Origin of the sequence: Hymenobacter aranciens (genome assembly GCF_030580865.1) — a bacterium.
In the GTDB taxonomy this organism is placed as follows: Bacteria; Bacteroidota; Bacteroidia; order Cytophagales; family Hymenobacteraceae; genus Hymenobacter; species Hymenobacter aranciens.
Window position 1 is genome coordinate 58,413 of sequence record NZ_JAUQSY010000008.1, and the last position, 11,512, is coordinate 69,924.

The 11,512-nt window shown below is 64.6% G+C and carries 12 protein-coding genes; 4 read left to right on the top strand and 8 right to left on the bottom strand.

What is annotated here, in order from left to right; all coding sequences use genetic code 11:
- Positions 1–3: 3 nt before the first annotated feature.
- Genes Q5H93_RS13030 through Q5H93_RS13040 form a run of 3 tightly spaced genes read right to left on the bottom strand, consistent with a single transcriptional unit; the run spans position 4 to position 1,500 of the window.
- A complete protein-coding gene (locus Q5H93_RS13030; protein WP_305006980.1) occupies positions 4–762 on the bottom strand; it encodes a tRNA(His) guanylyltransferase Thg1 family protein in 759 nt (252 codons plus the stop codon).
- On the bottom strand, positions 759–1,202 hold the full coding sequence (locus Q5H93_RS13035; protein WP_305006981.1) for an ATP-binding protein: 444 nt from the start codon (positions 1,200–1,202) through the stop codon (positions 759–761). The genes Q5H93_RS13030 and Q5H93_RS13035 overlap by 4 nt, the downstream gene beginning before the upstream one ends.
- Positions 1,203–1,254: 52 nt before the next feature.
- Positions 1,255–1,500 (bottom strand): hypothetical protein, encoded by a 246-nt coding sequence (locus tag Q5H93_RS13040; protein WP_305006982.1) that lies wholly within the window; start codon positions 1,498–1,500, stop codon positions 1,255–1,257.
- A gap of 105 nt (positions 1,501–1,605) precedes the next feature.
- On the opposite strand from Q5H93_RS13040, the gene Q5H93_RS13045 reads away from it, so the two are divergent.
- From Q5H93_RS13045 to Q5H93_RS13055, 3 genes are all read left to right on the top strand, one after another.
- A complete protein-coding gene (locus tag Q5H93_RS13045; protein WP_305006983.1) occupies positions 1,606–2,598 on the top strand; it encodes an SPFH domain-containing protein in 993 nt (330 codons plus the stop codon).
- Positions 2,599–2,745: 147 nt separating this feature from the next.
- Complete coding sequence (locus Q5H93_RS13050) at positions 2,746–3,912, top strand: TFIIB-type zinc ribbon-containing protein (protein WP_305006984.1); 1,167 nt, start codon at positions 2,746–2,748, stop codon at positions 3,910–3,912.
- Between the two features lie 178 nt (positions 3,913–4,090).
- Entirely contained in the window at positions 4,091–5,437 is a 1,347-nt protein-coding gene (locus Q5H93_RS13055) for a YfcC family protein (RefSeq protein WP_305006985.1), read from the top strand.
- 225 nt (positions 5,438–5,662) lie between these two features.
- Here Q5H93_RS13055 and Q5H93_RS13060 read toward each other — a convergent pair whose 3' ends face one another.
- The 3 genes from Q5H93_RS13060 to Q5H93_RS13070 form a co-directional block, all read right to left on the bottom strand.
- Positions 5,663–6,223: a YdeI/OmpD-associated family protein gene (locus Q5H93_RS13060; RefSeq protein ID WP_305006986.1), complete on the bottom strand. Its 561-nt coding sequence runs from the start codon at positions 6,221–6,223 to the stop codon at positions 5,663–5,665.
- 253 nt (positions 6,224–6,476) lie between these two features.
- Positions 6,477–6,935 (bottom strand): DUF1761 domain-containing protein, encoded by a 459-nt coding sequence (locus tag Q5H93_RS13065; RefSeq protein ID WP_305006987.1) that lies wholly within the window; start codon positions 6,933–6,935, stop codon positions 6,477–6,479.
- A 64-nt stretch (positions 6,936–6,999) separates the two neighbouring features.
- Positions 7,000–7,977, bottom strand: a complete 978-nt coding sequence (locus tag Q5H93_RS13070) for a helix-turn-helix transcriptional regulator (RefSeq protein WP_305006988.1) — start codon at positions 7,975–7,977, stop codon at positions 7,000–7,002.
- Between the two features lie 150 nt (positions 7,978–8,127).
- Between Q5H93_RS13070 and Q5H93_RS13075 the strand changes: the two genes are divergently transcribed.
- Entirely contained in the window at positions 8,128–9,765 is a 1,638-nt protein-coding gene (locus Q5H93_RS13075; protein ID WP_305006989.1) for a CotH kinase family protein, read from the top strand.
- 110 nt (positions 9,766–9,875) lie between these two features.
- On the opposite strand, the gene Q5H93_RS13080 is transcribed toward Q5H93_RS13075, so the two are convergent.
- Together Q5H93_RS13080 and Q5H93_RS13085 are read right to left on the bottom strand one after the other, a co-directional pair.
- Positions 9,876–10,514 (bottom strand): T9SS type A sorting domain-containing protein, encoded by a 639-nt coding sequence (locus Q5H93_RS13080; RefSeq protein WP_305006991.1) that lies wholly within the window; start codon positions 10,512–10,514, stop codon positions 9,876–9,878.
- 578 nt (positions 10,515–11,092) lie between these two features.
- Positions 11,093–11,500 carry a DUF6960 family protein gene (locus Q5H93_RS13085; protein ID WP_305006992.1) on the bottom strand — a complete coding sequence of 136 codons (408 nt, stop codon included), beginning with the start codon at positions 11,498–11,500 and terminating at the stop codon, positions 11,093–11,095.
- Positions 11,501–11,512: the final 12 nt, after the last annotated feature.

The following is an 11,512-nucleotide window of genomic DNA, read 5'->3' on the forward strand; positions in this document are numbered from 1 at the left end:
TGGTTATTCGCTCAAAAAATCCTGCACGAACTGCGTGTAGGCCTCGCGCACGGGCAGCTCAAAATCGGTGAACAGCTCGCGGCGCTGGGTGCGGGTGGTTTGCTGGGTAAGCGGGTTGAAGCCCTCGCGCTCAGCCTGCCGCCAATACACGCCGAAGCCGCGCTTCTGCCAGGCGGGCAGGTCGTTGAAGTTGAGGCCGCGCTGGAAGAGCAGCTCGTGCTTGTCGGCGGTGCTGAGGCCGCTGACCTGCTTGGTGGCCGTGACCTTGTGCTGACCCTCGGCCCGCAGCTTCCAGTAGCAGTGGGCGTTGAGGGCGTTGCGCAGGGCATCCTCGGCCCGCCAGCGGAAGTAGTCGGTCACGTCGCTGATGCGCGGTAGCTGCGAGATGCGGCAGTCGAACACGCCCAGGTGGCCCAGCGCCAGCGAGAACTTTGCCGAGGCCTCGCCCGCCAGAATGCTCTGGTACTTGCGCAGCTTGCGGCCGAAGGAGTCCTCGGCGGGGTCGAGCAGCAGGGATATTTCGTCGCTCTCGCAGTAGCCATAGCTGATGCGAAAGCCGCACTGCATGAGGTGGCGCACGGTTTCGGCCATGAGGTCGCGAAAGCGCACATCGAAGGGCGCTTCAAACTGGTGCACCTCCTTGGTGAGGCGGGTGAAGTTGCGGCCGTCGAGCCGGGCCACCAGGAAGAGGCCGGGCAGGGCGCAGTGGTCGTGGGCGGTTTCGAATACCCGCAGCCGGGCGTCGAGGTCGTCGAATTTCATACTTGCCAGGGCTCGACGACAAATTGCCCATCAGCAGCGATGCGCACGAAGTACAGCTCGTCGAACCCTTCGGCGAAGCTAGGCATTTCCAGCCGTCCCCGCGTGCCCCGGATGCCCACTTCGGGCACCTGCTCGGCGGCGGGCCGCTGCTGGTTGCGCAATAAGGCCTCGCTGGTTACCGACTGAAAATAGTAGCCCACGATGCTATATCCGGCCGCCCGGGCCGGCTCGATGTAGCGCTGCCGCTCGGCCACCGTGGGGTTAGTGTTATCCACCACAAAGCGGGCCTGCGTGTCGAGGCAAAATTGCAGCAGCAGCCGCTCCCGGTGCCGCGTGCGCAGCAAATCGAGGCTGATGCGGACGTGTGAGTTGAGCAGCCGCCGGCAGTAGAACGTGCTTTTGCCGCTGGCCTGAATGCCGCAGAAGATGAGGGCTTGCATGAAGTCGCCGATTGTTTTCGGCAATGTACTCTGCAAATAAAAGCCCCCGCTCCTACCCCCACTCCGGCAGGCGCACCAGCTTGAGGTAGTCGCCGAGCCCGCTGGGCTTCTGGAAGACGTGGATAAAGAGGATATGGTCGTCATCGCGGCTGCGCCAGGTTTCGGCGTAGAAGTCGGCTACGGCGTAGAGTGTCAGCTCGAAGCTGTCTTCCTGGCGCTCGGCCAGGCGGTGGCCGTGGCGGTGGAGGTGCGCCACCTGCTGGCGCTGGTGCAGGGCTTTAAACTCGGGGCAGGTCATGGGCAGAAAGGGCGGGCGCGGGCCAAAGCCGGGGCCGTAGATGCGAGTATCGGAGTTTGTGCTTAGGTTGCACCAAATTACAACCTAGCCAACCGCCACCACCGCATGGGCCTCTTCGACTTCATCCGCAACGAACTGATTGAGATTATCGAGTGGGTTGACAACTCAACCGACACGGTCATCTATAAATTTCCGGACCGCGAAAACAACCTCAAGAACGGCGCCCAGCTGGTGGTGCGCGAGTCGCAGGTGGCCATCCTAATGGACGAGGGCCGCATTGCCGACGTATTCGGCCCCGGCCGCCACGTGCTCAGCACCGCCAACGTGCCCGTGCTCACCACCCTGCGCGGCTGGAAATACGGCTTCGACTCGCCCTTCAAGGTCGACGTGTACTTTGTATCGACCCGGCAGTTTACGAACCTGAAATGGGGCACGCCTAACCCCGTCATCCTGCGCGACCCCGAGTTTAAGCAGGTGCGGGTGCGGGCCTTCGGCACCTTCGCGCTGCGCGTGACGGAGCCGGCCACCTTTCTCAAGGAATTTGCGGGCACCAACCCGCTGGTGCGGATTTCGGACGTGGAGGGGCAGCTGCGCTCGGCCATCGTCAATAAGTTTTCGGATACCCTGGCCGAGGCCAACGTGTCGGTGCTCGACCTGGCCCGCAACTACTCGGAGCTGGGCGAGCGGCTGCGCCCGCTGCTGCAGGACGACTTTGCCCCCTACGGCCTGGAGCTGACGCGCTTTTACCTCGAAAACGCCAGCCTGCCGCCCGAAGTGGAGGCCTTCCTCGACAAGACCACCCAGATGAGCATGGCCGGCGACATGGGCCGCTTCCAGCAGTTTCAGGCCGGCATGGCCATCGAGAAAGCCGCCGAGCAGGAAGGCGGCATCGGCGGGGCGGCCGTGCTGCTGGGCGGCCTGGGCAACATGATGGGCAACGCCGCCGCGCCCGCCCAGCAGGCCGCCGCCGGCCCCACCGCGCCCGACCGTGACCAGATTATGAAGCTGCTGCGCGAGCTGGGCCAGCTCAAGGCCGACGGCATTCTGACGGATGCGGAGTTTGACGCGAAAAAGGCCGAGCTGCTGGCGCGGCTGTAGCACCCCACCCCCGGCCCCTCCCCTTCGGGAGAGGGGAGCCTGACGATTCGTGGCCGCGCATGACCGGCTCCCCTCTCCCGAAGGGGAGGGGCCGGGGGTGGGGTTGAACGGCTGCACGACCCTTACCTAGTTCTAGCTTCATTAGTAATGGACCCCTCCACCGAAGCCACCTTGCGCGAGCTGCGTGAGCAGGACCTGCTCCGCGCGCCCTGCCCGGGCTGCGGCTCGCAGCTCACTTTCCGGCCCGATACGCAGCAGCTCGGCTGCGCGCACTGCGGTGCCACCGAGGCCCTCACCTTCACCCACGACCGGCTCGAAGAAAACCGCCTCGACGACCTGCTCATCGACAACGAGCTGAACCCGGGTATGCTCCGCGAGCAGCAGCTTTTCAGCTGCCCGAGCTGCGGGGCGCGCACCCGCGTGGCCGCCGACCACCCCACGCTGAGCTGCGGCTTCTGCGGCAACCGGGCCATCAACCCCGAGGCCCAGCGCACGCGCCTCATTGAGCCGGCCGGGGTGCTGCCCTTCCGGCTCGATAGGAACGCGGCTACGGCGTGCTTCAGGAAGTGGATTGGCAGCAGCTGGCTGGCCCCGAATGACTTGGCCGCCGGCGCCGTGCTCGATAACCTGCACGGCATCTACCTCCCCTTCTGGACCTTCGACGCCCAGGCGTATTCGAGCTGGAGCGGCGAGCGCGGCGACTATTACTACGTGACCGTGGAGGGCACCGACAGCCAGGGCCGCCGCGTCACGCGCCAGGAGCAGCGCACCCGCTGGACGTACTGCACCGGCACCCACGAGTTTTTCTACGACGACGTGCTGACCCTGGCCTCGCGCAGCCTCGCCCAGCAGCAAAAGCACGTGGACGCGGTGCTGAACTACAACCTCGCCGAAGTGGTGGACTACGACGCCCGCGTGCTGCTGGGCTGGGAGGCCGAAGTGTACGGCATCGACCTGCAGGAGGGCCTGGGCCAGGCCCGCAGCGTCATCAAGGACCGGGAGCACGACGCCTGCGCCCAACGCCTGGGCGGCGACACCCAACGCGGCCTGCAGGTGAGCACCAGCCTGAGCGACGAGTCATTCAAGCACCTGCTGCTGCCGCTGTGGCTCTGCGCCTACGTGTATCGCGGCCAGGTGCATCACTTCCTCATCAACGGCCAGACAGGCACGGTGAGCGGCTCGCGCCCGCTCTCGGCCTGGAAGGTGGCGCTACTGGTGGTGCTGGGCTTGCTGGTGCTGGCCGGGGCGCTGTATCTGTGGAGCGAATCGAACAGCCACGGGCATTTCCGAGCGGAAGTGCGGTACCGGCCGTAGCGAATTCGGCTGAGGTGGTAGTACGAAACGGAGTTCGGCGCAGCCAATTCCGCGCAGCGGTTCGTACTACCACTTTGTCGTTGTTATAAATAGACCTGACTGCACAGGCGTCAGAGTGGTAGTACGAACCGCTGCGCGGAATTCGTACTACCACCCCGGCACCGTACCTTCGCCGGGTATGCCGACGCTCCGTTTCCCCCATCCCCTGGTCCTTTTGGTCAGCTTCATCATGCTGGCCGCCGCCCTCAGCTACGTATTGCCGGCCGGCAAATTCGACCGCCGCAAGGACGCGGCCACCGGCCGTGAGGTCGTCATCCCGGGCTCCTACCACCATGTGGAAGCCACCCCGGTGAGCCCGCTCGACATGCTGGTCGACATCCCCAAGGGCCTGGCTGAGGCGGGGGCGGTGGTGTTTCTCATCTTCCTGGCCGGCGGGGCCTTCACGGTGGTGGACCAGACCGGCGCCCTGCGCCACGGGGTGGACTGGCTGCTGCAACGCGCCCAGGGCCGCGAGGTGTTCGTGATTCCGGTGGTGGGGCTGCTCTTTGCCACGATGGGGGCGCTGGAAAACATGGGCGAGGAAATAATTCCGCTGGTGCCGGTGCTGCTGGTGCTCATGCGAAGGCTGGGCTTTCCGACGCTCACAGCGGTGGCGGCCAGCGCGGGGGCGGCGTTTGTGGGCGCTTCGTTCAGCCCCATCAATCCCTTCCAGGTAGGCATTGCCCAGAAGCTGGCGCAGCTGCCGCTGCTCTCGGGTGGCGGCTACCGGCTGATTTTCCTGGCAATAGCCGTCACCATCTGGCTGGTGGGCACCATGCGCTACGCCCGCCGCCACCGCGTGGCCCCCGAAATCACGGCTGCCGACGTGGCGGCCGATGCCCAAGGGGCCGGGCGGCACGGGCTGGTGCTGGGGCTCCTGCTGCTCACCTTCGGCGTGTTTGCCTACGGTGTGCTGCGCCTGGGCTGGGACTTCGAGCAGATGGCGGCGCTGTTTTTCGTGCTGGGCGTGGGGGCCGGGCTGCTGGGCGGGCTGGGCGCCACGGGCACGGCCGAGGGCTTCGTGGCGGGCTTCCGCGACATTGCCTTTTCGGCCATTCTGGTGGGATTTGCGCGGGCTATTTTCGTGGTGCTGGAGCAGGGCAACATCGTCGATACCATCGTCAACGGCCTCTCCGCGCCGCTAGCGCACCTGCCCGTCACGCTTTCGGCCCTGGGCATGATGGCCGTGCAAACGGCCCTGCACGTGCCCGTACCCAGCGGCAGTGGGCAGGCTACGCTCACCATGCCGCTCTTCGCCCCGCTGGCCGACCTCATCGGCATGAGCCGGCAGGTGGCGGTGCTGGCCTTTCAGTACGGCGCCGGCCTGTGCGAATTGATAACGCCCACCAACGGCACGCTCATGGCCATGCTGGCCGCCTGCGGCCTGCGCTTCGACCAGTGGCTGAAGTTTGCCGCCCCGCTCTACGGCCTGCTGCTGGCGCTGGGCGTGAGCAGCGTGGTGCTGGCCATCGCGCTGGGGATATAGATTTTCGGAAATATGACCGGCACCGGTGCCGGGGCACTTCAGCACGTTCCGAAGGTCGTCGGCACCGGTGCCGGGGCATTTCAGCACGTTCCGAAAGTCGTCGGCACCGGTGCCGGGGCATTTCAGCACGTTCCGAAGGCCATCGGCACCGGTGCCAGGCCATCTCAGCACGTTCTGAAATAGCCCGGCACCGGTGCCGAGGCACTTCCGACAGGTTAAGCCGCCTTACTTCGGCGCCCCGCCCAACCCCACGATTTCGGCAATGCGCTGCTGGCGGGTTTCGGGGCGCTTGGCTAGCACCAGCTTCAGCAGCAGGTTGCGCTTGTTGGTGCGGCTCAGGGCCTGGAAATAGCTGGCGGCCGCCGGGTGCTGCCCGAAAGCCCGGGCCAGGTCGGCGGGAATGATGAGCTCCTCGACCTCGTCGAGCAGGGTCCAGGAGCCGTTTTGCTTCGCCTTCTCGATGCTGGCCAGGCCAGCCGGGGCCATCCGGCCGGTGGCAATGAGCTGCTCGATTTTCACCTTATTCACCTTCGACCAGGTGCCGCCGGGCTTGCGGCGGCTGAAAAACTGCCGGTACTGGGTGGCGTCGATGGGCTGGGCGCGGCTGTCAATCCAGCCAAAGCACAGGGCTTCGTCCACCGCTTCACTCCAGCTCAGGGTGCGCTGGCCGGTTTGCTTTTTGTGGAAAATCACCCACACGGCCGGCTCGGTTTCGTGGTGCTGCTGCAGCCACTCGCGCCAGTGCTGCTGGCTGGTGGGATAGAAGGTGAGGGTTTCTTTTTGCATAAGTTGGCTGAAATGGGTAGCGCTGGCTACAAAACCAAATTACGGAATAGCCGCAAAGCGGCGACACGTTGGTAGTTTGGGAGTAGCTGAAGCAACCAGAGCCGCAAAGCGGCGGCACCCGGCGCAGGGGTAAGTGCCGCCGCTTTGCGGCTCAAATTCATTGAAAGATGGCTCAAGCTACCAACGTGTCGCCGCCTCGCGGCTAGTCGGCAACGCGAACGACAACCGAAGGTCAACGAAGTTAACGTTCGCGCTACCGCATCGCCACCATAATCAAGCTCGCCAGCGTGATGCCCACCAGGTGGTAAGCCCCCGTGATGGCCCCGTACAGAAAAGGCCGCGGGATATTCGGGTTAATGCCAATATTAACCGTATTCGCCACCAGATACCCGAACCCGATAAGCGCCGCAAACAGCAGCCCGCCACCATAGGTATCGACGTGCAGCGCCCGTAGCAGCACAGCACTCACCACCGTGATGACCAGCACGCACGCCGCCGGCCCGGCAATGTAGAGCGGCGACTGGTTGTCGAGCTCCTGCCCGGCCTTGCCCAGCGCCACCTTGTAGGCCTGCGCAAACAGCCCCATGTACCACAGCGCGCCCAGCACGAAATAAGCCCCGAAGGCCAGCCCCACGCCCAGCCAGCGGACGGTGCCCAAAGCAGTGAGTAATTGCGGCCCGAAGCCAGGTGCGGAAGTGAGCTGAAGCAGCATACCGAAAAGAATAAGAGGGTTTTGTTGATTGACCCTGCAAAATTCCGCCCCGGTACTGACAGCCCTATGTCAGCAGCTCTGGCTGGCTCGAAAAAAAATCGTGCGCCTGCCGGGCCAGCTCGCGCAGCTGCGCCAGCAGCGCCGGCGGCTCCACCACCTCGATGGCCCCGGCGTAGGGCAGCAGCCAGGCCGCCAGGTAGGGCAGCGAGCCCAGGAAAAAGGTCATTTCGAGGCGGCCGTCGGGCAAACGGGTTTCGTGGGCCCAGCCGTACTGGCGCTTGGTATCGTGCAGGCGCTGGGTGGCTTCGGCGTAGGTGGCGGCGGGCCGGAAGCGTAGCACCACCTTTTCGCGGGGGCGGCGGCGGTTCTGGTCGGCCCAGTAGTGCGGCAGCGTTTCGGGGCGCGGTGCGAAGGCTTCGCCCGTGAAGCTGAGCTGCCGGATGCGGTCGAGCCGAAACTCGCGGAAGGCCTGGCGCAGGCGGCAGTAGGCCACCACGTGCCAGTGCCGCGTCAAGTACAGGCCGATGGGCTCGATGTCGCGGTTGCTGGGCGCGTCGGCGTCGGCGGCCTGGTAGAGCAGGCGCAGCACCCGCTGGCTGGCCACGGCCGCCACGAGCTGCTGGTAGATATCGGGCGCGTCGGACGCGCCCTGGGCCGGCCCCAGCACCTGGATGGCGGGGCTGAGGGTTTCGAGGTGGTCGCGGTCGGCGAGGCGCAGCACGGCGCGCAGCTTGTCCATGGCCGCGCCGCTGAGGCGGGCCGTGGGCGCGTCGGTGAGGCGGGCGGCCAGCTTCTCGGCCGTGAGCAGGGCCGTGGCCTCCTCCCGCGTAAACATGACGGGCGGCAGCCGGTAGCCCTCGGCCAGCGAGTAGCCCACCCCGGCCTCGCCAAACAGCGGCACGCCGGCCAGTTCCAGCGTGCGCAAGTCGCGGTATATCGTGCGCAAACTCACCCCAAACCGCTCGGCCAGCGCGGGCCCGCTCACCACGCGCCGGGCCTGCAGCTGAATGAGAATGGCGGTGATGCGGTCGAAACGGTTCATGCGGGAAGTAAGCGGAACGGCATGCAAAATAGCGCCCCCCGGCGTAGCGTGGACCTTGCCCCCATCCGGCACGGCCGCCTCGTTGCATTACCTCATTGTTACTCCCAACTTCCCGGGCGTATCTTTAGCCAGCGCACACTTCGCCCCTCTATGAAAAAACTCTTACTGCTCCTCACCGCCCTGCTGGCGGGCCGGGCCGGCACGGCCCAGACCACGGTGCCGTTCACGTCGTCCAACCTGCCCATCGTCGTCATCAACACCGGCGGGCGCACCATCCCCGACGACCCCAAGATTGACGCCTACATGGGCATCATCAACCACCCGGGCGGCCTGCGCAACCGCCTTGGCGACCCCTACGATGACTACCACAATAAAATCGGTATCGAGCTGCGCGGCAGCTCGTCACAGAGCTTTCCGCAGAAGCAGTACAGCATCGAGAGCCGCGACGTGAACAACGCCGAGAAGGACACCGTGGTGATGGGCATGCCCGAGGAAAACGCCTGGATTCTGTACGCGCCCTACAACGACAAAACCTGCATGCGCAATGTGCTGAGCTACCACATTGCCAACCGCACCGGTCACTACGCCTCGCGCACCCGCTACTGCGAGCTGGTGCTCAACGGCCAGTACCAGGGCATTTACGTGATGATGGAGAAAATCAAGCGCGACGCCGCCCGGGTCAACATCAAGAAAATTGACCCCGTCGATACCACCGGCAACAAGCTTACCGGCGGCTACATCTTCAAGATTGACAAGCCCACCGGCACCGGCGGCAACGACGGCTGGGACTCGCGCTTCCGCTCGTCGGGCAACAAAACCATCCGCTTCCTCTACGAGTCGCCGACCTCCGACGACCTGCACCCCAAGCAGGCCACCTACCTGCAGGCCTACGTCGACTCGGCCGAGACGGCCCTCAACGGCGCCAGCTTCGCCAACCCCGCCACCGGCTACGCCAAATACATCGACGTCAACTCCTTCATCGACTACTTCCTGCTGAACGAAGTAAGCAAGAACGTGGACGGCCTGCGCCTGAGCACCTTCCTCTACAAAAACCGCCGCAGCGACGGCGGCAAGCTGGTGGCCGGCCCCGCCTGGGACTACAACCTGGCCTGGTGGAACGCCGACTACTGCGCTGGCGACTTCGAAACCGGCTGGGCCTACAACTTCAACTCGGTGTGCCGCTCCGATGCCAACCACGTACCCTTCTGGTGGGCCCGCCTGCTGCAGGACCCCACCTACGCCAATGCCCTGAAGTGCCGCTGGACGGCCCTGCGCCACACCACCCTGCACCTCGACACCCTCAACGCCTTCGTGGATGCCAACGCCGCCCGCCTCAACGAGTCCCAGGCCCGGCACTTCCAGGCCTGGCCCATCCTGGGCACCTACACCTGGCCCAATCCGCAGCCCATTCCCAACAGCTACGCCGGCGAAATCGCAGCCCTGAAGCGCTGGCTGCGCCTGCGCCTGGCCTGGCTCGACGCCAACATGCCCGGCACCTGCACCACCACTGCTACGGTGGCCGCCACTACTCCCAGCACCGCCACCATCGCCCCCAACCCCTTCGACCGCGACCCGCTGCTGACGCTGGCCCTGGCCGCGCCGGCCGCCGTGCAGGTAGAAACCTTCGACCTGACCGGCCGCCGCGTGGCCCGCACCGACTGGGGCCACCTGCCCGCCGGCTCCATTGAGCGCCCGCTCGATGGCCTGCGTACCCTGCCCGCCGGGCTTTATGTATTGCGCGTAACCATCGGCGCCGAGGTACTGACCCTTAAGGCCGTCCGGCAATAACGCAGACGCGGGGCGATTCCCGCGCCGGGGGCCTAAAACCAAAAAAGAGAGCCCTGCCAGCAAGTGGCAGGGCTCTCTTTTTGCGTGGCAGCGGGCGTGGGCCCTACTTGCTACTCAACGACTACGCGGCTGGTTTGCACGTACTCGCCAGCTTGCAGCTTCACGGTGTAGATGCCGGAAGCCAGGTTACCCAGTGCCAGTGCCTGGGCATTGCTGCCGGCGGCTTTGGTCATCGGGGCCAGCGTTTTCACGGTCTGGCCCAGGTTGTTGAGCACGCTGATGGCTACGGTGCTGGCAGCGGGCAGCTCGAAGCTCACCACTACGTCGCGGCCGGGGTTCGGGAACATGCTCATCTTCAGCATGGCGGCGCTGGCAGCGCGGGTGGCCGTCACGACGCTGAACTGGTAGTCACCAGTCGTCTCGTTGAACAGGATAGTGTAGGTGTCGGCGGTGGCTACCGGGATGTTAGCGCCACCCTGAGTGCCGGTGCCGGTAGGGAATGTCGTTGAACCCCAGTTGATATCCCAGGCGTCGTTGGCGCGGAACTTGGCTTCGCCAGCGGTCAGGGGGGTGGTCAGCGTCCAGCTGTTAGTGCTGCCGGCTACGCGGTTCATCGGCGTCGAGGCAGTCCAGCCCTGGGCAGTAGAGGTACCAATGATGCCGACGGTGGTAATTGTCTGGGCTTGTGCGGTGCCAGCAGTCAGAGCCGAAGCAACGAGCAGCGCCAGCGCAGGAGTAAAGTTTTTCATGTTGGGAAATGAGATTGGTTGTGGAAACAGTTTCAACTACGAAATTAAAGCCTACGCCCTGATTTTTCAAATAATGCCAAGGAACATTCGGCTAATGTGCCGCCTTATTCAGTAAACGGCACGATTTATTCGACCAACGTCCTTGCTGGGGGCACGGGTGGCGCGCGGCCCCACTACGTAAACCAGGCAATAGCTTGTTGCAAGCGCGAAGTTCGCCAGAAACACCAGCAAAGGAACAGTTTTTTGGCGTTGGCAAGGCCGGCCGGGTCTACTGTTTCTCCCTCACGGCGCGGTAGATGGCCAGCCGCAGACCATCGAGGTTCAGGCGAATGAGCTTCCCGGATACCTGCCTTAGTACAAGGTAGCGGGCAACGGGTGGCGCGAGGGCTGGCGGTGCCGCAGGGGGCCGCTGGTTCACTCCATTGCCTTCAGCTGCCCCGCCCCGGCGCGGGCCGCTCGGTCGGGCAGGTGCCGACACCTGTATTTTTTTGGACGAACGGGTCATATGCTACGCTAATAAGTGGTTTTCCTAAATAACAGCGGAAAACTACAACAAATCAGCGCATCCTCAACTTCATTTACCCCGCCCGCAATTCCCCGGCCTGAAATACTTGCGGCAGCTTGCGCTTACGCTCCACAATCTGGTAGGAGGCGGTGCTGGTTTGCTCGTTCCAGAACACGTCGGACACCAGCCCGAAATGGCGGTAGCGGCCGGGCGGGGGCGCCACTTCCTCCACCTCGTCGCCAAAGCTGAAGGGCGGTTTTTCGGTGAGTTCCTTAAACAATTCGGGGCGCACCAGAAACTGCTGCTCGTCGTAGCGCAGGGTTATCCACTCGCCGTCGTCATCCTCAGCGATTTTTTCAAAGAGCTTGCCGATGGGCCCTACCAGCTCGAACGAGCGGCGGTTGGCGGGGTGAATGTAGCGGTAGCCATAGTCGGGGCTCCAGCCGTAGAGGCCGTAAGTAACGGGACGGGGACGGGGCATAGAATCGGGAAG

Bases quoted from the DNA above. Each gene is read 5' to 3' on its own strand.
- Q5H93_RS13030 (WP_305006980.1), bottom strand. From the start codon at position 762: ATGAAATTCGACGACCTCGACGCCCGGCTGCGGGTATTCGAAACCGCC.
- Q5H93_RS13035 (WP_305006981.1), bottom strand. From the start codon at position 1,202: ATGCAAGCCCTCATCTTCTGCGGCATTCAGGCCAGCGGCAAAAGCACG.
- Q5H93_RS13040 (WP_305006982.1), bottom strand. From the start codon at position 1,500: ATGACCTGCCCCGAGTTTAAAGCCCTGCACCAGCGCCAGCAGGTGGCG.
- Q5H93_RS13045 (WP_305006983.1), top strand. From the start codon at position 1,606: ATGGGCCTCTTCGACTTCATCCGCAACGAACTGATTGAGATTATCGAG.
- Q5H93_RS13050 (WP_305006984.1), top strand. From the start codon at position 2,746: ATGGACCCCTCCACCGAAGCCACCTTGCGCGAGCTGCGTGAGCAGGAC.
- Q5H93_RS13055 (WP_305006985.1), top strand. From the start codon at position 4,091: ATGCCGACGCTCCGTTTCCCCCATCCCCTGGTCCTTTTGGTCAGCTTC.
- Q5H93_RS13060 (WP_305006986.1), bottom strand. From the start codon at position 6,223: ATGCAAAAAGAAACCCTCACCTTCTATCCCACCAGCCAGCAGCACTGG.
- Q5H93_RS13065 (WP_305006987.1), bottom strand. From the start codon at position 6,935: ATGCTGCTTCAGCTCACTTCCGCACCTGGCTTCGGGCCGCAATTACTC.
- Q5H93_RS13070 (WP_305006988.1), bottom strand. From the start codon at position 7,977: ATGAACCGTTTCGACCGCATCACCGCCATTCTCATTCAGCTGCAGGCC.
- Q5H93_RS13075 (WP_305006989.1), top strand. From the start codon at position 8,128: ATGAAAAAACTCTTACTGCTCCTCACCGCCCTGCTGGCGGGCCGGGCC.
- Q5H93_RS13080 (WP_305006991.1), bottom strand. From the start codon at position 10,514: ATGAAAAACTTTACTCCTGCGCTGGCGCTGCTCGTTGCTTCGGCTCTG.
- Q5H93_RS13085 (WP_305006992.1), bottom strand. From the start codon at position 11,500: ATGCCCCGTCCCCGTCCCGTTACTTACGGCCTCTACGGCTGGAGCCCC.